The sequence below is a fragment of the Curtobacterium sp. ZW137 genome (genome assembly GCF_003762905.1).
Taxonomy (GTDB): Bacteria; Actinomycetota; Actinomycetes; order Actinomycetales; family Microbacteriaceae; genus Curtobacterium.
Genome location: NZ_RJKS01000001.1, coordinates 1 through 20,264, shown reverse-complemented (window position 1 = coordinate 20,264; position 20,264 = coordinate 1). Strand labels below are relative to the sequence as shown.

Here is a 20,264-nt window from a genome sequence, read left to right as displayed (position 1 = left end):
GTCGTACGAATGCCCGCTCCGCACCCTCGGTCCACCCCGTCCACCGCTGCCGACGGCATGATCCGCGTCCGCGGTGCCCGCGAGAACAACCTCCGCGACGTCGACGTGGACGTGCCCCGCGACCGGATCGTGGCGTTCACCGGGATCTCGGGCTCGGGGAAGTCGTCGCTGGCGTTCGGGACGATCTTCGCCGAGGCGCAGCGCCGCTTCCTGGAGTCGGTGGCCCCGTACGCGCGGCGGCTCATCGCGCAGGGGTCGACGCCGCACGTGGAGTCCATCACCGGGCTCCCGCCGGCCGTCGCACTGCAGCAGCGGCGCGGTGCCCCGAGCTCCCGGTCGACGGTGGGGACGCTGACGACCCTGTCGAACTCGACGCGCATGCTGTACTCCCGCGCCGGCACCTACCCGTCCGGCGCCGAGCGGCTCGAGTCCGACTCCTTCTCCCCGAACACCGTCGCCGGCGCGTGCCCCCGGTGCCACGGGCTCGGCACCGCGCACGAGGTCACCGAGGCCTCCGCCGTGCACGACCCGTCGCTGAGCATCCGGGACGGCGCGATCACCGCGTGGCCCGGTGCGTGGCAGGGCAAGAACCTCCGCGACGTCACGGCGGTCCTCGGGTACGACATCGACCGGCCGTGGCGCGAGCTGTCCCGGGAGGACCGGGACTGGCTGCTGTTCACCGAGGAGCAGCCCGTCGTCGACGTCCACCCGAAGCGGGACCGGGTCGCGAAGCCGTACAAGGGGCGGTTCTGGAGCGCGCGGCAGTTCGTGCTGCACACCCTGGCCGACTCGCAGAGCGAGACGCAGCGCACGAAGGTGCTGCAGTTCGTCGAGTCCGGGCCGTGCGGGCTCTGCGGCGGGACGGGACTGACGCGAGCGGCGCTCGCCGTGACGTTCAGCGGCAAGACGATCGCGGAGCTCAACGCGCTCCCCCTCACCGCGCTCGCCGAGGTCCTGCGCCCCGTCGCCGCGCTCACGGACGCCGGGGCTGCGACGTCCCGCGCGTCGTCGGGCGAGCACACCGAGGTGGCCGTCGCGATCTCGCGGGACCTGCTGACCCGCGTCGAGGTGCTCACCGGGCTGGGGCTCGGGTACCTCAGCCTCGATCGGGCGACGCCGACGCTCTCCCCCGGCGAGATGCAGCGACTCCGCATCGCCACGCAGCTGCGGTCGGGGCTGTTCGGCGTCGTCTACGTGCTCGACGAGCCGAGCGCCGGGCTGCACCCCGCAGACGTCGAGCCGCTCGTCGAGGTCCTCGACGGGCTCCGCGCCGGCGGCAACAGCGTCTTCGTCGTGGAGCACGACATGAGCATCGTGCGGCAGGCCGACTGGATCGTCGACGTCGGTCCCGGTGCCGGGGCGTCGGGCGGGACGGTGCTCTACAGCGGGCCGGTCCCCGGGCTCGCCGAGGTCGAGGCATCGGTCACCCGCCGGTACCTGCAGCCCCGGCAGCCCGGCGTCGAGCGCACCCCGCGGACGCCGACCGGCACGCTGGAGCTCCGGGACGTCACGCGGCACAACCTCCGCGGGCTCGACGTGGACCTGCCGCTCGGTGTCCTCACGGCGATCACGGGAGTGTCCGGGTCGGGCAAGTCGTCGCTCGTCGGCGGTGTCCTGCCCACGCTCGCCCTGACGCACCCGGGCATCGACCGGGTCGTCGAGGTCGACCAGAAGGCGATCGGCCGGACTCCGCGCTCGAACCTCGCCACGTACACGGGGCTCTTCGACGCGGTGCGTGCCGCGTTCGCCGCCACCGAGGACGCCAAGGCCCGCGGGTGGACCGCCGGCCGGTTCTCGTTCAACGTCGTCGGCGGCCGGTGCGAGGTGTGCCAGGGCGAGGGATCGGTGTCCGTGGAGCTGCTGTTCCTGCCGGGCAGCTGGGCGCCGTGCCCGGAGTGCCACGGGTCGCGGTACACCGCGGAGACGCTCGAGGTCCGGTGGCACGACGCGACGATCGCGGACGTCCTCGGGATGACCGTCGAGGAGGCAGCGCCGTTCCTCGCCGAGCTCCCCGCTGCGGCGCGCGCGCTGGAGACCCTGCGGCAGGTCGGGCTCGGGTACCTGCGCCTCGGACAGCCCGCGCCGGAGCTCTCGGGCGGTGAGGCGCAGCGCATCAAGCTCGCGACCGAGCTGCAGCGGGCGCGGTCCGGCCACACCCTCTACCTGCTCGACGAGCCGACCACCGGACTGCACCCCGCGGACGTCGAACTCCTGACGTCGCAGCTCTCGCGCCTCGTGGACGCCGGCAACACGGTCGTCGTGGTCGAGCACGCGATGGCCGTCGTCGCCGCAGCGGACCACGTCATCGACATGGGGCCCTCCGGCGGCGACGACGGCGGGCAGGTCGTCGCTGCCGGAACCCCGGCCGAGGTCGCGGTGTCCCCGGCGAGCCGCACGGCACGCTGGCTCCGCGCCGAGCTCGGGCTCTGACCCCGGCGGCGTCCATCTCGGGGACGTCCGGCGGCGACGCGTGCGAGCCGTCCCGCACCGACGACCACGTTCGGATTCGGAGATGACCGATCCGGTTCACGAACGCCGGGAATCGTGAACCGGATCGGCCAGGAGCCAGAACGAAAACGTCCCCCGGCCGCCCGGGCGACGCTCATGGAGTGCGGGTGTAGCGTCAGGTCGTCAGCATGCTGAAGACCTTGGAGACCACCCCGTGAGCACATCCGCCGCCGCACCCGGCACCACCGCTGCCGATCCCCGCCGTTGGCTCGGCCTCGTGGTCATCAGCCTCGCCGTGGCGCTCATCATCGTCGACTCGACGATCGTGAACGTCGCGATCCCGAGCATCGTCGCCGACCTCGACATCGGCTCGACGCTCGTGCAGTGGGTCCAGGAGAGCTACACCCTGGTGTTCGCGGCGCTGCTCCTGGTGTTCGGTGCCCTCGCGGACCGCTACGGCCGTCGGCGCCTGCTGACGACGGGCGTGATCGTGTTCGCGCTGGCCTCGGTGCTGGCGGCGCTCTCCCCCACGGGCGACCTGCTCGTGGCCTCCCGGGTGGTCCAGGGCATCGGCGGCGCGATGGTCCTGCCGACGACGCTCTCGATCCTCAACGCCACGTTCACCGGCCGCGAGCGCGGGATCGCCTTCGCCGTCTGGGGCTCCACGATCGGCGGCATGGTGGCGGTCGGGCCGCTCCTCGGCGGCTGGCTGACGACGGACTTCTCGTGGCGCTGGGCCTTCGGGATCAACGTGCCGATCGTGGTGCTCATCGTGATCGGCCTCGGGCTCGCCGTCCGGGAGTCCCGCGACACCGCACACGCCGGCCGCATCGACGTCGTCGGCGCGGTGCTGTCGGTGGTGGCGAGCGCTTCGCTGGTGTTCGGCCTCATCGAGGGGCGCACCTACGGCTGGTGGACCCCGTCGTCGACGCCGCTGACGATCGGCGACTGGTCGTGGTCCTCCGGGATCAGCCCGATCCCGATCGCGTTCCTCATCGCGGTGCTCGCGGGATCCGGCTTCGTGCGGTGGTCCCTCCGACGGCAGCGGACGGGGCGCTCGGCGCTCATCGCGCTCGACCTCTTCCGCATCGGTTCGTTCCGGAACGGCTCGATCGCGGCGCTCATCGTGTCGCTCGGCGAGTTCGGCATCATCCTGTCGCTGCCCCTCTGGCTGCAGAACGTCCTCGGCTACTCCGCGCTGCAGACCGGCTTCGTGCTGCTCGCCCTGGCGATCGGCTCGTTCGTCGCGAGCGGGTTCGCCGCGACCGTCGGGCAGCGGATCGGGGCGCTGCCGATCGTGCGGATGGGCATCGGCGCGGAGATCGTCGGCGTCGCCGCGATCGGCTTCGTGGTCTCCGCGACGACCGAGTGGTGGGCGATCGTCCCGTGCCTGTTCGTCTACGGCTTCGGCGTCGGACTCGCGACGGCGCAGCTCACCGGCGTGGTGCTGCAGGACGTCCCGGTCGAGCGGAGCGGCGAGGCCTCCGGCGCGCAGAGCACCGCGCGACAGATCGGCTCGGCGCTCGGGATCGCGGTCCTCGGCACGGTGCTCTTCACCTCGACCGGCAGCATCCTCGAGCACCGCCTGGAGGACGCCGGCTCCTCGGTCCCCGCAGCGACGAGCATCGCGGACTCGGTCGTGCAGTCCTCCGGCGGGGCGATCGCCGCCCTCACCGGCCCGACCGCGACCGCCGCCGCCGAGGCGTTCTCCGACGGCACCCGCGCAGCAGCCTGGTCCGCCGCCGGCTTCCTGGTCATCGGCCTCGCCGCGACCCTGCGCCTGCGCGCCCCACGCGCCGAGCGCGCAGCCGCCGACGACGAGCACGCACCGGCCACGACGAGCGGCGACTGACGGTCGTACCGCGACCCCACACCGGACGGGAGGCTCGGTGCCTGCCCGCACCGTGCCTCCCGTCCGTCCTCGACGCGCGCCGCTGCCATCGGCGCCCGTCCGCTCAGTCCCCGGCCGCTCCGTCGGTTCCAGGGCGGATGCGGAGCACCCGCGCCGTCGGCGCCGTGTCCCCGCTGGTGAGGTGCAGGGTCCCGTCCGCCTGATCCCAGGACGGCACCCACGGTGCCGGTTCGAGCGGGAACAGCGGCTCGACCGACACGGCCTGCCCGGTGAACTCCGGCAGCGGCAGCGTCACCGAGTCGCCCGCCCCGGGGAGCGACCACACCGACAGGTACAGGTCGCCGGACGCGGCGCGGAGGCCGAGGGCGACCCAGGTGTCCTCCCACACGGGCAGCCCGAGCGGCCACACCGGGACCGCGTCCGAGACCACCGTCAGGACCTCCCGGTGCGCCGCGATCGCCGACGCCACGAGGGCTCGCTGCGCGTCGGACATCTCGTTGAGGTACCCGGACAGGTACATCCGGCCGAGCACCCCGTTCACGAGCGACAGCACGAACAGCTCGTCGGACATCGCGACTGCCGGGTACGCCCAGTTCCCGGCCTGCTCGGGGAGCATCGCCGCGGGTGCAGCGGCCGCGATCGAGGCGTACAGCACGGGGTCCTGCTGGTCCGAGGTGGACTGCATGTGCAGCCGCGAGAGCATCGCCCCGTCGGCACGCATCGCTCCCGACGCGCAGTTCTCGATGAGGAGCTCCGGGTACCGGGCCTGCACGTCGTCGAGCCAGTCCAGGAGCGCCCGCTGGTGCTCGAGCATCCCCGGGAACGGACCCGTCATGGTGTTGTCGTCCATCTTGAAGAACGTCACGCCGAGCTGCCCGACCAGCCGGTCGACGACCTCGTCGAGGTGCGCCCGCGCGGCCGGCGAGCGCAGGTCGAGCAGGTGCCGCCCGTGCTCCGCGACCCGCACCCCGTGGTGCTGCACGAAGGCGTCGGCCGGCAGCGTGGACGCCAGCGGGGAGTTGATGCCGACGACCTCGGGCTCGAGCCAGAGCCCGGCCTGCATCCCGCGGGAGCGGATGTGGTCGATGACCTCGGCCAGCCCGCCCGGGAACCGGGATGCCGCCGGCAGCCACTCGCCCACCGTGTCCCACCAGTGCCCCTCGGCGTACCAGCCGGCATCGATGCAGAACAGGTCCGCTCCCGCATCGGCCGCGGCGTCGACGAGCGGCAGCAGCTTCGCCGTGGTGGGGTCGCCCATGAGCGTGTTCATGTAGTCGTTGAAGACCAGCGGCAGCGCGAGGTCCGCCGGTCGCACGTGCCGGATCGCCCGGCGCTGCGCGGTCAGCACCCCGAAGGCCCCGTCGAGCGACGTCGCGATCCCCACGGACACGGGCACGCTCGTGAACGGACGCCCTGGTGCGACCGGCGCCGTCCACTGGTGCTCCTGGTCGGTGGGCCCGCTCAGCACGACGTACGCGTGCCGCCGGGTCTCCCCGAGCTCGTACAGCCACGGCCCGTTGTGCTCGATCTGCCAGACGAGCGAGTACTGCTCGGCCTGCAGGAGCCCGATCGGCAGCGCCTCCCCGGTCGACCACGAGCCGCGGTTCTGCACCACGGCGCGGCTGCGGGGTGGGTGGTGCTGGGCCTCGCGGTCGATGCGGGCGAGGCCGATGTCCCGCAGGGGGTCCGTACGCCACCGGTTCTCCGCAGCCCAGTCGTTGTCGGCGTGCGTCAGCGTCAGGTCGTCCACGCTCGCGCCGGAGTCCGTCAGGAACGCCCCGGTCGCGAAGGACGAGACGAAGTCGACGACGTGCTCGACGTGCTCGACGACGCCGTCGGTCTCGCTGGCGGTTCCGCCCGTCGACACGTCGGTCCACGTCCGGAACGCCGCGACGCCGTCGCGGGCCCGGAACACCGACTCGACCTGGAGGCCCGTGGCCGCGTCCGCCTGTCGGATCCGGAACTCGACGTCGGACCTGTCCACGTCCCCGTCTCCGTCTCCGTCTCCGGGCTCGTGGTGCGTCACCCCGTCCGGCACCGGCCGGAGCCGCGCGCCGATCGTGGAGTCCACGTGCCGGAAGCCGCCAGGGAACCGGCCGTGCCCGATCGTGGTGAGCTCGACGAGCGGCTGCGGGTCGTCGGGCCCGTCGGCGAGCGCCGCCCCTGCCGGGACGAACGACACCAGCGCGACCGGCTGGTCCGCGGCGACGCGGAAGCGCGCCGAGAACCCGGACGTGACCCAGTCGACGAAGGGCGTGGCGCTCACCGGGCTCCGACCGGTGCCGGCGTGCTCGACACCCACGCGCCGACAGTGTGGTCGTAGCACGTGGTGTTGTCGATCTTCGAGCGGTCGAGCGCCGGCCCCGCGGTGACCCGGCGTTCCCCGCGCTCGGGGTCGGGCGCCGCCTCGGCCAGCAGCCGCGTGTAGTCGTGGTGCGGGTCGAGGATGACCGCGTCCGAGGGTCCTCGTTCGACGACCCGGCCGCGGTAGAGCACCAGGATCTCGTCGGAGAAGTGCCGCGCGGTCGCCAGGTCGTGCGTGATGTAGAGCACCGCAAGGTGGTCCTCGCGCTGCAGCCGCCCGAGCAGGTTGAGCACGCTGAGCCGGATCGACACGTCGAGCATCGACACGGGTTCGTCGGCGATGAGCACCTGCGCGCCCGGTGCCAGCGCGCGGGCGATCGCGACGCGCTGCCGCTGCCCGCCGGAGAGCTCGTGCGGCCGACGGGACGCGAAGTCCTCGTCGAGGTTCACGCGGCCGAGGAGCTCCCGGACCTTCGCCGACGTCTCCTCGGAGCCACGGGCCCGGTTGTGCAGCTGCAGCGGCCGGGCGATGTGGTGCTCGATCGAGTGGAACGGGTTGAGCGACGCGAAGGGGTCCTGGAACACCATCTGCACGTGCCGGCGGTACATGCTGCCGAGCACCGGGGTGCCGTCCTCGAGCCGGACGTCGATCGAGCCGTGCGTGAGCGTCTCGAGCTTCGCGAGCATCCGGGCGATCGTGGACTTGCCCGAGCCGGACTCCCCGACGAGCGCGACGGTGCGTCCGGGCAGCAGCTCGAACGACACGTCGTCGACGGCGTGCAGGGTGGTGCGCTTCAGGCCCTTGCGGGTGTGGAAGTCCTTGCCGAGGTGGCTGACGGTCACGCTGGTCATGCGAGTTCCTCCTGGGCGGTGACGGCGTGCTCGAGTGCTTCGTCCTCGACGCCCGAGCGGATGAAGGACCCGCGTGCGCCGGACAGGCTCGGGAACGACTGCAGCAGCCGCCGGGTGTAGGGGTGCTTGGCGTCGTGCTGGATCACCGCTGCCGGTTCGCACTCGACGACCTCGCCGCGGAGCATCACGGCGATCCGGTCGCTGATCTCCAGGAGCAGCGGCAGGTCGTGCGTGATGAAGACCACCGCGAAGCCGAGCTCGTCGCGGAGCCGGACGATCTCGCGGAGGATCTCGCGCTGCACGACGACGTCGAGCGCCGTGGTGGGCTCGTCCATGATCATGATCTGCGGTTCGAGCAGCATCGCCATCGCGATCATCACGCGCTGCCGCATGCCGCCGGAGAGCTCGTGCGGGTACGCCGTGATGCGGGACGGGTCGACGCCGACGCGGCTGAGGGCGTCCTCGGCGATCGCGCGCCGCTCCTTGCGGGACAGCCCCTTCCGGTGCTCGACGAGTGCGTCGTCGAGCTGCGCGCGGATGGTGGTCACGGGGTTGAGCGCGTTCATCGCGCCCTGGAACACCATCGACAGCTTCGACCAGCGCACCGCGCGGAGCTGTTCGTGCTCCAGCCCGAGCAGGTCGATGTCGGTGCCGTCACGGTCGTGGAACGTGATGCTCCCCGAGGTCACCTTCGCCGGCGGCCGGTGCAGCCGGGTGATCGCGTACGCCAGCGTGGTCTTCCCGCAGCCGGACTCCCCCGCGAGCCCGAGGATCTCCCCGGGGGCGAGCGTCAGCGACACGTCCTTGACGGCGTGCACGGGGTGTTCGGTCTCGTAGACGACGTCGAGGTGCTCGATCGTCAGGACGGCGTTCATCGTTGCGTTCCCTTCAGGCGGCGGAGGCGACGCTCGCGCCGACGCTGCGCACGGACGTTGGCGAGTCGGGGGTTGATGACCTCGTCGATGGAGAAGTTCACCAGGGACAGGCCCATGCCGAGCAGGGCGATGAGGAGCCCCGGCGGCACGAACCACCACCAGGCGCCGTTCGCCAGCGCGAAGCCGTTCTGGGCGTAGAAGAGCATCGTGCCGAGCGTCGAGGAGTTCGACGCTCCGAGCCCGAGGAAGGACAGACCGGCCTCCCCGAGGATCGCCGCGATCACCGCGAACACGAACTGCGACGCGAGGACGGGCAGCAGGTTCGGCAGGATCTCGACCGCGATCACCCGCCAGGGCTTCTCGCCGGCGACCCGGGCGGCCGAGACGTAGTCCCGGTTGCGGATCGACATCGTCTGCGCGCGGAGGACCCGGGCGGACCCGGCCCACGACGTGATCGCGAGGACCACGGCGATCGTCCAGAGCCCGCGCGCCTCACGCGGCACGAGGCCGGAGATGACGATGACGAGCGGCAGGCCGGGGATCACGAGGAAGACGTTCGAGAAGAGCGAGAACGCCTCGTCCATGAAGCCGCCGAGGTAGGCGCCGAGGATGCCGAAGAACGCGGACAGCACCGTTGCCAGGAGCCCGACGATGAGCCCGATCTGCAGGCTCCCGCGGGTGGCGTAGGCGAGCTGCGCCAGGACGTCCTGCCCGGTCTGCGTGGTGCCGAGCAGGTTCGCTGCGCTCGGTCCCTGCAGGCCGGAGTCGCGGATGGTGGTCGGGTCGCCGACGAGCAGCGGCCCGATGACCCCGAACAGCGTGACGCCGAGGACCAGCACGATGCCGGTGATCAGCCACGGGGTGGGGGTCGGGAGGAAGCGGCGGAGACCGCCCTTCGTCGCCTTGCGGGTGGCGATCGACGTGGTGCTGTCGGCCTCCTCCGCGAGCGCGCCGATGGTGGGTTCGGTCTCCTGCTGGATGTTCGTCATGGTCTGCGCGCTCCCTAGGCCCGTGCCCGCGTGCGGGGGTCGATGATCCCGTAGAGCAGGTCGACGACGAGGTTCGCGCCGAGGACCGCCAGGGTGATGAACAGGAAGATGCCCTGCATGAGCGCGTAGTCGTTGTTCGTCACCGCGGAGAGGAGCTTCGACCCGATGCCCGGGTAGGAGAACACCTGCTCGGTGACGACGGAGCCGGACACGATGAACCCGAGGGAGATCGCGAAGCCGGCGACGGAGGGCAGCACGGCGTTCCTCGCGGCGTAGTTCCGCAGGATCTTGCCGTCGGAGAGGCCCTTCGCCTGCGCGGTGGTGATGTAGTCCTCGGACAGCGTCGAGACCATCATGTTGCGCATCCCGAGCAGCCAGCCGCCGAGGGACGCGAGCACGATCGTCACCGCCGGCAGCACCCCGTACTTGATCGCCGAGGCGATGAAGTCCCAGTTGAACCCGGGGTTCAGCACGACGTCGTAGCCGCCCTGCGCCGGGAACAGGTGGAGTCCGGTGGCGAAGAAGTACACCAGGATCAGCGCGAGCCAGAAGTACGGCACCGCGGCGAGCAGGGTGGTGGCCGGGACGAACGAGTCGAGCCAGGTGCCGGGGCGCCACCCGACGAAGGCGCCGAGGCCGACGCCGATGATCGCGGCGAGGATCGTCGCGATCCCGACGAGGGCGATGGTCCACGGCAGCGAGCTCGCGATGACCTCGGTGACGGGGGCCGGGAAGTAGCTGACGGACACGCCGAGGTCACCGCGGAACACGTTGGCGAGGTAGCGGCCGTACTGGACGATGAGCGGTTCCGAGGAATCGCCACCGAGGAGCAGCTCGTACGCCTGCCGGGTCGCCGGGGTCACCTGTCCGCCGCGCTGCTGGAGCTTGGCGAGCAGGATGTCCACCGGGTTCCCGGGCAGGAGCCTGGGGATGATGAAGTTCAGCGTCAGTGCCGCCCAGAGTGCGACGACGTAGAAGCCGATCTTGCGCAGGAAGTAGGTCATCGTCGAGTGCCCCTCGGTCGCGATCCCATCGTGATCAGCCCTTCGCCGGCTTCAGCGCCTTGAAGATCTCGGCGTTGTCCGGGCTCGCCCAGACGGCCGGGAAGGCGAAGAGGTCCTTCTCGGTGGGCCAGCCGGTGAACTTCGCCGAGTGGAACTCACTCGTCGTGCCGCCGGTCATCACCGGGATGTAGGGCATGTCCTCGACGATGTGCTGCTGGATGGTGTCGAACTCCGGCTGCGTCGCCGCGGTGTCGGTCGGGTTGATCGTCGCGAGCTTCGCGAGCGCCGCGTCGACGTCCGGGTTGCTGTAGCGGGCGATGTTCATCGGGGCGGCTTCGCCGACCTTCGCGGTGTTCGCCGTCGAGTAGTAGTTGTTGTAGAGGTAGTACGGGTTCGATGCCGGGCCCTGGCCGAGCGAGTCGATCGCGAGCTGGAAGTTGCCCTTGGTCTTCTTGTCGGTCCACTCGTTCCACGACGACTGCTGCGCCTTGAGCTCGATGCCGGCGGCCTTGAGCTGCTGGGTCATCGTGTCGATGGCGGTGATGTAGTCGGTCCAGCCGGTGACGACCTCGACGGTCAGGGACAGCTTCTTGCCGTCCTTGGCGTAGATGCCGTCGGCGCCCTTGGCGTAGCCGGCACCCTTCAGCGCTGCGTCGGCTGCGGCGGTGTCGGCGGAGGACGGCATCACGGCCGGGTCGACGTCCTTGGAGATGGTGTCCTTCTGCGTGCCGGTGAGGGCGAAGGTCGGCGAGATCTCGCTCGCGGTGTTCTCGAACGCCAGCGAGTTGAGCTGCTTGCGGTTGATCGCGTCGGCGATGGCGTGCCGCACGGCCGGGTCGGTCTGCGGGCCGGTGCAGCCGAGCGCGGTGGACGAGCAGGTGAGCAGCGCCATCTGGTTCTGCGGGATGGTGATGCCGTCGTAGCCGGGGTACTTGGCGGCGATGTCGTCCATGTTCGGCACCGGGCCGGTCTGCCAGTCGATCGAGCCCTGTGCGAGCGCGTCGGCGCCGGCGGTGTTGCCGGAGAGCGAGAGGTAGCGGACCGTCTTCACGGCCGGGGCGCCGCCCCAGTACTTCTTGTTGGCCTCGAGCGTGAACGCCTGCGCCTTGAAGGTGCCGAGCGTGTACGGGCCGGTGCCGACGGGCTTCCGGACGACGTCCGTGGTCGGGTCGATGTCCTTCCAGAGGTGCTCGGGGACGATCCAGGTCTTGCCGAGCAGGTTCGGGCCGAGGACGAACGACGGCTTGTCGAACGAGACCACGACCTTGTCGTCGCCGTCGGCCTTCGCGGTGCCGTCGTAGCCGATCGAGTTCAGCGCCTTCTGCTTCTTGAGCATGTCGAGCGTGAAGACGACGTCCTTCGAGGTGAAGGGCTTGCCGTCGCTCCAGGTCGCGCCGTCGCGGAGCGTGATGGTCAGCTGCGTGCCGTCGCCGTTCCACTCGTAGGACTTGCCGAGGAGCGGCTTCGGGTCGTTGTTGTTCACGTTGGTGATGAAGAACAGCGACTCGTAGATCGTGCCGACGCCACCGATGTTCGACGGCGACCACGGGTTGAAGTTGATCTGGTAGTCGCCGGACTGGCCGGTGTACGCGATGAGGGTCGAGGCGGCGTCGTCGGTGGTGCTGGCGCTGCCGCTCGAGCTGCAGCCGGTGAGCGCGAGGCTCCCGGCGAGGAGCACGGCCGCGCCGATGGCGAGCCGCGAACGGGTTGTCTTGAACATCGTTGTCCTCTCGGTCTGCGTCGTCGCAGGTCCACGTTGTGAGCGTGATTGTTACACGCATAAACTAAGTCGGTCAAGAGGCGGCGACGACGCGGCCCGACGAGCACTGGAGACGCGATGGAGCGGACGACACTGGACGGCACGTGGACCCTCGAGGCGGTGCACGGCCCGGCCGAGGCACCGAGCGCCCCGATCGCGGCGGTGGTCCCCGGCTGCGCGCACACGGACCTGCTCCGCGCCGGCCTGATCCTCGACCCGTTCGACGGCGACAACGAGGCCGCGACGCAGTGGATCGGCGACACCGTCTGGCGGTACCGGCGCACCTTCGACTGGGCGGCACCCGACGCCGAGCGGCACGACCTGGTCGCCGAGGGCCTGGACACCCTCGCCACGATCGAGGTGAACGGCATCGTCGTCGCCACGACCGCGAACCAGCACCGCTCGTACCGCTTCCCGGTCGGGCACCTGCTCCGCCCCGGCACGAACGAGCTCGTGGTCACCTTCGACGCCCCCGTGCCCGCGGCCGAACGGCTGTCCGAGCTGCACGGCGGCGAGCTCCCGCACGTCAACCACCACCCGTACAACGCGCTCCGCAAGAACGCGTCGAACTTCGGGTGGGACTGGGGCATCGACGTCGCCACGAGCGGCATCTGGCGCTCGATCGGCATCGAGTCCTGGAGCGGCGCCCGGATCGCCGCCGTCCGCCCGCTCGTCGACGTCGACGGCACCACCGGTGTCCTGACGGCGCACGTCGACGTCGAGTCCGCCGGCGGCGCCGGCGTGTTCCGCCAGGCCATCGGAGCCGCACCGGTCGCGTCTGCGGACGGTGCGACTGCAGCCGGTACGGTCGCACCCGGTCTGGAGGCTCGGATCACCGTGGCCCCGCACCGCGCGTCCGCAGCGAACCCCGGTTCCGACACCGAGCCTCCCGTCCGGATCACCGGCGTGCGCCGCGTCGAAGGCGGGTCCGCGACGCTCCGTCTGGAGGTGCCGGACGTGGCGGTGTGGTGGCCGCGCGGCGAGGGCGACCAGCCCCTGTACGACGTGACCGTCGAGGTCGGCGACGACGTCTGGACCGGCCGCGTCGGGTTCCGCACCGTGACGCTCGACACCGCCGCGGACGAAGGCGGGGCGCCGTTCCTCCTCCGCGTGAACGACCGGCCGGTGCTCGTCCGCGGGGCGAACTGGATCCCGGACCACGCGTTCCTGACCGAGATGACGCCGGAGCGGTACCACGACCGGATCGAGGACGCGATCGCCGCCAACATGAACCTGCTCCGGGTGTGGGGCGGCGGGATCTACGAGTCCCGCGAGTTCTACGACCGCTGCGACGAGCTCGGGGTCCTGGTGTGGCAGGACTTCCTGTTCGCCTGCGCCGCCTACGCCGAGGAGCCCTGGCTCGCCGACGAGGTCGAGCCCGAGGTCCGCGAGGCCGTCACCCGCCTCAGCCGGCACCCCTCGCTCGTGGTGTGGAACGGCAACAACGAGAACCTCGTCGCGTACGCCGAGTGGGGCTGGCGGCGCGCACTCGTCGGCCGGACCTGGGGCAACGGGTACTACCGGTCGCTGCTGCCCGCCGTCGTCGCGGAACTCGACCCGACCCGGCCGTACACGCCGGGCAGCCCGTTCTCGTTCGACGAGTACCTCACGCCGAACGACGACCGCAACGGCACGGTGCACATCTGGGACGTCTGGAACCGGCTCGACTACCGGCACTACGCCGACTGGGAGCCGCGCTTCGTCGCGGAGTTCGGGTTCCAGGGGCCGCCCGCGTGGTCGACCCTGACCGCCGTCGTGCACGACGAGCCGCTCGACCCGGACGGGCACGAGATGCTCGTGCACCAGAAGGCGGACCAGGGCAACCGGAAGCTCGCGGACGGGATGCGTGGGCACCTGCCCTCGCCCGCGTCGATCGAGGACTGGCACTGGGCGGCGCAACTGAACCAGGCGCACGCGATCCGGTTCGGGATGGAGTGGTTCCGCTCCCGGACGCCGGACAACACCGGGATGATCGTGTGGCAGCTCAACGACGACTGGCCCGTGGTGTCGTGGGCGCTCGTCGACCACGCGGGGATCCGGAAGCCCGTCTGGTACGCGGTGCGTCAGGCGTACCAGCCGGTGCTCGTCACGGTGCAGCCGGGCGCTGCCGGTGCGCGCCTGGACGTGGTCGTGGTGAACGGGTCGGGGGCCGCGGTGTCCGGCGAGGTCCACGTCGCGCGGGTCCGCTTCGACGGGACCCCGCTCGCGGCCGAGTCCTTCCCGGTGTCCGTCGACGTCGCCGATGCCGCGCGGGTGTCACTGCCGTCGTCGCTCGCGGAAGCCGGGGACCCGGCGTCCGAGGTGCTCGTCGTCACCGGGCCGCTCGGCCGCACGGTGTTCGACTTCGCCGAGGTCGTCGACCAGGCCCTGCCCGCGTCCCCGTTCACCACCGCGGTGTCCCCGACGCCGGACGGCGCCCGGGTCACCGTGACGGCCACGGCCTACGCGCGGGACGTCGCGCTCTTCCCGGACCGGGTGGACGCGGCGGCCCGGGTGGACGACGGCCTGGTGTCACTGCTGCCCGGCGAGTCCGTGACGTTCACGGTGACGGGCGCTCCCGGCATCGACACGGCGGCGCTGCTCACTCGTGAGGTCCTCCGGCACGCCGGCTCCCTGCTCGCCTGATTGACGAGAGGGAGGCCTCCCCGGGCCTCCCTCTCGTCAGTCGAGCGCGGTGAACTCGAGCACGATCGCGGTGCCCGGCGCGAGCATCGGCAGCCGGGCACCGACGTCCTCGAAAACCGCACCGGAGAGCTCCAGGTACCCGCGCCCGAGCCACGGCGGCGGCACCATGTCGAGCCCGTGCGGCACGCCGAGCCCCGCGGCCGGGGCCATCCGGTAGCGCCGCGCCCGGTCGAGCCCGCGCACCCGCAGCGGCACCGCGAGGGACTGCGGCCCGGTCACGGTCCGGGCGACGCGCACGAGCGCACTCCCCCGGTCGACCGACACCACCGACGTGGTCGCGAGCCCCGGGTCCCCGAGGTCGAGGTGCCGCAGCCGTCCGGTGTGCAGCAGCCCGCGCACCCGCTTGTACAGCGTCGTCCAGGCCCGCAGCCGGTCGAGCTGCTCGGCGGTCAGCCGCGTGACGTCGGTCTCGAGTCCGGCGGAGCCGAACAGCGACACCGCCATCCGGAAGTCCAGGTCGAGGTGGCGCCCGGTGGTGTGCGAGACCTCGGGGCCGACGTGCGCGCCGATGAGCTCCAGCGGCAGCAGCGCCTCGGTCCACCGCTGGATCGCGAGGCGTTCCATCGCGTCGTTGGTGTCCGACGGCCAGACCCGGTCGGTGCGCTCGAGCACCCCGAGGTCGACCCGGCCGCCCCCGCTCGCACACGCCTCGATCTCCAGCCAGGGGTGCCGCGCGCGCAGGCTGTCCATCAGCGCGTAGACCCCGCGGGTGTGCGCGTCGACGCCCGCGCGTCCGGCGTGCACGGCGTGCACGATGTCCCGGTTCATGTCCCACTTCACGAAGTCGACGTGGTGCTCGCCGATCACGGCCGACATGCTCTCCAGGACGAACGCCCGCGCGAGCGGGTTCGCCATGTCGAGCACGTACTGGTTCCGCCACGTGCGGACGTCGTCGTCGGGGCGTTGCAGCAGCCACTCCGGGTGCGCGACGGCGAGCTCGGAGACCGGGCTCACCATCTCCGGTTCGAACCACAGCCCGAACTCCATGCCGAGGTCGCGGACCCGGTCGACCAACGGGCGGAGACCGTCCGGCCACACCGACGGGTCCACCCGCCAGTCCCCGAGCGAGGTGTCGTCCGAGCGCCGGCCGAGGAACCAGCCGTCGTCGAGCACGAACCGTTCGACCCCGATGTCCGCGGCCGTCTCGGCGAGTGCGACGAGCGGCGCCAGCTCCTGCCGGTAGTAGACGGCCTCCCAGGTGTTCAGCACGACGGGCCGCGGACGGTTCGGGTGCCCTGGGCGTGCGCGCAGCGAGTCGTGCAGGCGCGCGGACATCCCGTCGAGCCCCTCGTCGCTCCACACGAACACCGCGTCGGGCGCGGTGAAGTCCTCGCCGGCGCCGAGCACGACCTCGCCGGCACGCAGCAGTTCCCCCGCACCGAGGACCGGTCGGGCCTCGGCGAGCACGTCGTGGCGGTGCACGGAGTCCGCGCTCCACGCCAGGTGCACGGCCCAGACCTCACCGGAGGCGTCGTCGAACCCGGGCGTCCCGAGCACGAGCAACGTCGGCGCGTCGTGCCCGGTCCGGCCGCGGCGGCTCTCCCGGGCGTGACTCCCCTGGGGCAGTGCGCGACGCTGCGGCGTGCGCTCCCGGGTCCAGCGGCCCGCGAGGTCGAACACCTCCGAGACCCGCTCCCCGACGGGCAGCACGGCCTCGAGCGCCTGCAGGTGCACGGCCCGGACACCGCGGTTCGTGACGGTGTGGCGCACCCGGAGCACGCCGGCGTCGTCGAGGGCGAAGACACTGCGGAGCGCGAGCTCCTCGGAGTCCGCGGTGACCACGGCCTCGCGCGACGTCGAGGTCACCTCGACGTCGCGCCACCGCGGCACGAGCGGCAGCCCCTCGACGTGCCCGGCGATCGCGGGGCGCCCCTCCCAGCCGTCCCGTTCGGTGGGCAGCACGGTGAGCGGCCACGGTGCGTCGAACGCGCTCGGCGAGATCGGCCGACCGAGCGCGAGCAGCAGTTCGTCGGTGTCGGCGACGTCCACGGGTCCGACGTCGCGGCCCCAGTGCAGCACCTCGGGCAGGCCGTCGGCGGCGGTCACCAGGACGAGCGACACCCCTGCCGCGCGGAGCACGTGGACCCGTCGGGCCGGGAGTGCCGGCACCGCGGCCGCGGTCGTGTCCCGCTCGACGATGCTCACGAGACCGGCTCCTCGCGGAGCACGCGGACGCGGCCCGCGGGCACGACGGTCTCCGGCCCGTGGCCGGAGCCGTCGAGCAGGTCCGTCCCGGACGCGAGCACCGTGACGGGGTCCGCGCGGTGGTTGACGAGGAACAGGAACGCGGAACCGTCGCGTCCGACGCGACGCACCGCCTCCAGGCCGGGAGGACCGGTGACGGTCCGCGGGACCGCTCGCTCCTCGACGATCCGGTCCACGAGCCGTTGGATGCTGTCATCCGCGAGGGCCGCTGCGACGTACCAGGCGCCGCCGCCGGCGGCGCGGCGCGTGACCGCTGCCCGGCCGGCCAGCGGACCGTCGGTGTACGCGAGGACGACCTCGGCGTCCTCGACGACGACCGCCTCGGCCCAGTCGGTGACGGTCTCGCCGTCGTCGAGCGGCCAGCGCTCCCCGCGCTGCAGCGGGGTGAACTCCTCGGACCACGCGCCCAGGACGTCGCGGAAGGCGCCCGGGTACCCGCCGGTGCGGATGCGGGCGTGCTCGTCGGCGACGCCGGACAGGTACGTGACGACGAGGGTGGCACCGCGGTCGACCACGGCGGCGAGCCGGGCGGCAGCGGTGTCGTCGACGATCAGCAGCGTCGGGAGCACCACCACGTCGTAGCCGTCGAGGTCCGCGTCGAGCGGCACCACGTCGGTGAGGACCTGACGGTCGAAGAACGCGCAGTGCCAGGCACGGAGTTCGCGGGCGTAGCGGAGTGCCCGGTGCGGCTTGAGGCCCGTCTGCATCGCCCAGCCGGAGGCCTCGTCGACGACGATCGCCACCCTCGCCGGCTCGACCGTGCTGCCCTGCACCGGAGCGAGTGCCTGCATCGCGCGGCCGAGCGCGGTGACCTCGCGCCAGACCCGGGTGCGGGTGCCGGCCTGCGGCAGCATCGCGGAGTGGAACTGCTCGGCGCCGGCCGTCGAGGCGCGCCACTGGAAGAACAGCGCGCCGTCGGACCCGCGGGCCACGTGCGCGAGCGAGTTCCGGAGGATCTCCCCCGGTTCCTTCGCCCGGTTGCGCTCCTGCCAGCTCGGTCCGCCGGTCGAGTGCTCCATGAGGAGCCACGGCCGGCGCCCGGCGGTGATGCCGCGCATCCGGTCGGCCGCCGCGGCGAGGTCCTGCTCGCGTCGGGGGTCGTCGACGATCGTGTAGTGGTCGTTCGCGGGGATCGCCACGTGCGTCGCCCAGTCCGCGTAGTCGACCACCTGGGAGGCCGCGCCGACCATGAAGTTCGTCGTCACGGGGACGTCGGAGTGCGCTTCGATCGCGGCCTTCTCGAGCTGGTAGTGCGCCAGGAGCGAGTTCGAGGAGAACCGTTCGGCGTCGAGGAAGAGCCCCGGGTTCGGTGCGCCGTTCCGCGGGCCGCGCGGGAGCGACACCTCGTCGAAGTCGGTGAAGGTGTGCCCCCAGAAGGCCGTGCCCCAGGCGGCGTTGACGGCGTCGATCGTGCCGTACCGCTGCCGGAGCCAGACCCGGAACGCCGCGACGGAGGCGTCGCAGGCGCAGCGGGCGTTCCCGCCGCCGAGCTCGTTGCTGACGTGCCAGAGCCGCACGGCGGGGTGCTTGCCGTACCGCTCGGCCACGGCGTCGACGATGCGGCGCGCGTGCTCCCGGAACACCGGCGAGTCCGGGCACCAGCCGAGGCGACCACCGGGGTGCTGGCGGGTGCCGTCCCGGTCGACCGGCAGGACCTCGGGGTGTGCCCTCAGGAGCCAGCTCGGCGGTGCCGCGGTCGGCGTCGCGAGGTCGACGGCGATGCCGTTCGCGTGCAGCAGGTCGAGGACGTCGTCGAGCCAGCCCCAGGTGTACTCGCCCGGCGACCGCTCGAGCAGCCCCCAGGAGAACACCCCGACGGTGACCAGGTTCACCCCGGCTTCGCGCATCAGTCGGACGTCCTCGTCCCAGACCTCGCGGGGCCACTGCTCGGGGCTGTAGTCGCCGCCGAACGACAGGCCATCGGTGGGCCACGAGACGGTTGGTGCTGCGTTCACGCGCACCAGCCTCCCGTCTCACGGGAGGTTTGTCAACGGGTGTAACTAAGTCCCTACACGCCCAGCAGCTGGCGGATCGCGAGCACCGCTCCGGCCCGCGCCCACTCGGAGAACTCGAACGGCTGCACCTCGACCGTGACCGGGTCCGTGTACGGCGCCATCGCACCCCGGAGCGCCTCGTCCACGCTCGACCGCGCGATGTCGTACACCGGCAGCCCGTCACCCGTGAGGACGATCGCCGCCGGGTCCGCGACGAGCACCACCGTGGACAGGACCACGCCGAGCGCACGGCCGGCGTCCTCGAACGCCCGGAGTGCCGCGGCGTCCCCGGTCCGGGCCAGCTCGACGACCTCGTCGTAGGTGGCACCGACGTGGCCCGAGTTCCGGACGATCACCGGGCTCGGCAGGTAGCTCGAGGCGCACCCGGCGTGCCCGACACCGCAGTCCGGACCGCCGCCGAGCACCGGGACGTGCCCGATCCGCCCGAGGCGCCCGTGCTCCCCCGTCGACACCTCCCCGTTGGCGATCAGCCCCAGCCCGACCCCCTCACCCACCGTGACGAGGACCATCGAGCGGCGCCCGGCACCGGCACCGAACCAGTGCTCCTTCGCCGTGAGCGCGTGCACGTCGTTCGCCGTGAAGGCCGCCAGGCCCGTGCGCTCGGTGAGCATCCGCGCGAACGGCACGTCCGTCCACCCGAGGAACGGGGACGACGACACCACGGCCTCTCCCCCACGGGTCAGCACGTCACCGGGCAGGGAGACCCCGATCGCGCACACCGCCGGGTGCACCCCGCGGAGACGCTCGTGCACGGCCGTGATCTGGTCGGCGACGTCCTCCGCTGTGGTGGACGGCATCCCCTCCTCGTGGAGGGCGAGCACGCGGCCGCCGAGGTCCGTCACGGCGGCGTACAGCCGGTCCTTCGTGAGCTTGATGCCGAGGAACTCCCACGTGCCCGAACTCGCCTGCAGGAGCTCCGAGGGCCGGCCCGTGGCACCGCGGACGTCCGTACCGATCTCGGACACCATGCCGTGTCCGACGAGCACCCGCATCGCCCGCGTCAGGCTCGCACGCGACAACCCGAGCGACCGCGCGATCTCCGCACGCGAGAGCGTCCCGTGGATCAGGATCTCGCGCAGCGCCAGGCGAGAACCTTCCGGCAGCGGTGGCCATGTGTGGGTCATCGTTCCTCCGTCGTCGGCTGATCCTAAACGCAGAAAACCCCCGACCAGTACTGGTCGGGGGTTCCCTGTTCTTGCAACGTTGAGTCCGGCGGCGTCCTACTCTCCCACAAGGTCCCCCTTGCAGTACCATCGGCGCTGAGAGGCTTAGCTTC

Annotated in this window: 12 protein-coding genes; 3 read left to right on the top strand and 9 right to left on the bottom strand. The window is 72.0% G+C overall.

Annotated elements, in window-relative coordinates:
* Positions 1-9: 9 nt before the first annotated feature.
* Together EDF55_RS00060 and EDF55_RS00055 are read left to right on the top strand one after the other, a co-directional pair.
* Positions 10-2,430 carry an excinuclease ABC subunit UvrA gene (locus EDF55_RS00060; RefSeq protein WP_123652926.1) on the top strand — a complete coding sequence of 807 codons (2,421 nt, stop codon included), beginning with the start codon at positions 10-12 and terminating at the stop codon, positions 2,428-2,430.
* Between the two features lie 232 nt (positions 2,431-2,662).
* Positions 2,663-4,300, top strand: a complete 1,638-nt coding sequence (locus EDF55_RS00055) for a DHA2 family efflux MFS transporter permease subunit (RefSeq protein WP_123652925.1) — start codon at positions 2,663-2,665, stop codon at positions 4,298-4,300.
* 103 nt (positions 4,301-4,403) lie between these two features.
* Here EDF55_RS00055 and EDF55_RS00050 read toward each other — a convergent pair whose 3' ends face one another.
* Genes EDF55_RS00050 through EDF55_RS00025 form a run of 6 tightly spaced genes read right to left on the bottom strand, consistent with a single transcriptional unit; the run spans position 4,404 to position 12,044 of the window.
* Positions 4,404-6,602, bottom strand: a complete 2,199-nt coding sequence (locus EDF55_RS00050) for a glycoside hydrolase family 36 protein (RefSeq protein WP_185016990.1) — start codon at positions 6,600-6,602, stop codon at positions 4,404-4,406.
* Positions 6,563-7,456, bottom strand: a complete 894-nt coding sequence (locus EDF55_RS00045) for an ABC transporter ATP-binding protein (protein WP_123652923.1) — start codon at positions 7,454-7,456, stop codon at positions 6,563-6,565. Before EDF55_RS00045 ends, EDF55_RS00050 begins: the two co-directional genes overlap by 40 nt.
* The gene (locus tag EDF55_RS00040; protein WP_123652922.1) at positions 7,453-8,331 is read right to left on the bottom strand and encodes an ABC transporter ATP-binding protein; all 879 of its coding nucleotides are present in this window, start codon (positions 8,329-8,331) and stop codon (positions 7,453-7,455) included. The genes EDF55_RS00045 and EDF55_RS00040 overlap by 4 nt, the downstream gene beginning before the upstream one ends.
* On the bottom strand, positions 8,328-9,320 hold the full coding sequence (locus EDF55_RS00035; protein ID WP_123652921.1) for an ABC transporter permease: 993 nt from the start codon (positions 9,318-9,320) through the stop codon (positions 8,328-8,330). Before EDF55_RS00035 ends, EDF55_RS00040 begins: the two co-directional genes overlap by 4 nt.
* Before the next feature lie 14 nt (positions 9,321-9,334).
* Positions 9,335-10,324 (bottom strand): ABC transporter permease, encoded by a 990-nt coding sequence (locus EDF55_RS00030; RefSeq protein ID WP_123652920.1) that lies wholly within the window; start codon positions 10,322-10,324, stop codon positions 9,335-9,337.
* A 34-nt stretch (positions 10,325-10,358) separates the two neighbouring features.
* Entirely contained in the window at positions 10,359-12,044 is a 1,686-nt protein-coding gene (locus EDF55_RS00025; RefSeq protein WP_123652919.1) for an ABC transporter substrate-binding protein, read from the bottom strand.
* A gap of 117 nt (positions 12,045-12,161) precedes the next feature.
* Between EDF55_RS00025 and EDF55_RS00020 the strand changes: the two genes are divergently transcribed.
* Positions 12,162-14,708 carry a glycosyl hydrolase 2 galactose-binding domain-containing protein gene (locus tag EDF55_RS00020; protein ID WP_123652918.1) on the top strand — a complete coding sequence of 849 codons (2,547 nt, stop codon included), beginning with the start codon at positions 12,162-12,164 and terminating at the stop codon, positions 14,706-14,708.
* Between the two features lie 36 nt (positions 14,709-14,744).
* Here the strand turns inward: EDF55_RS00020 and EDF55_RS00015 are convergent, their stop codons facing one another.
* From EDF55_RS00015 to EDF55_RS00005, 3 genes are read right to left on the bottom strand one after another with little or no spacing between them, the layout of a single operon-like run.
* Positions 14,745-16,913 carry an alpha-galactosidase gene (locus EDF55_RS00015; protein ID WP_260235638.1) on the bottom strand — a complete coding sequence of 723 codons (2,169 nt, stop codon included), beginning with the start codon at positions 16,911-16,913 and terminating at the stop codon, positions 14,745-14,747.
* The gene (locus tag EDF55_RS00010) at positions 16,910-18,928 is read right to left on the bottom strand and encodes a beta-galactosidase (protein WP_260235637.1); all 2,019 of its coding nucleotides are present in this window, start codon (positions 18,926-18,928) and stop codon (positions 16,910-16,912) included. The genes EDF55_RS00015 and EDF55_RS00010 overlap by 4 nt, the downstream gene beginning before the upstream one ends.
* Positions 18,929-18,981: 53 nt before the next feature.
* Positions 18,982-20,112: an ROK family transcriptional regulator gene (locus EDF55_RS00005; RefSeq protein WP_123652917.1), complete on the bottom strand. Its 1,131-nt coding sequence runs from the start codon at positions 20,110-20,112 to the stop codon at positions 18,982-18,984.
* Between the last annotated feature and the right edge of the window lie 152 nt (positions 20,113-20,264).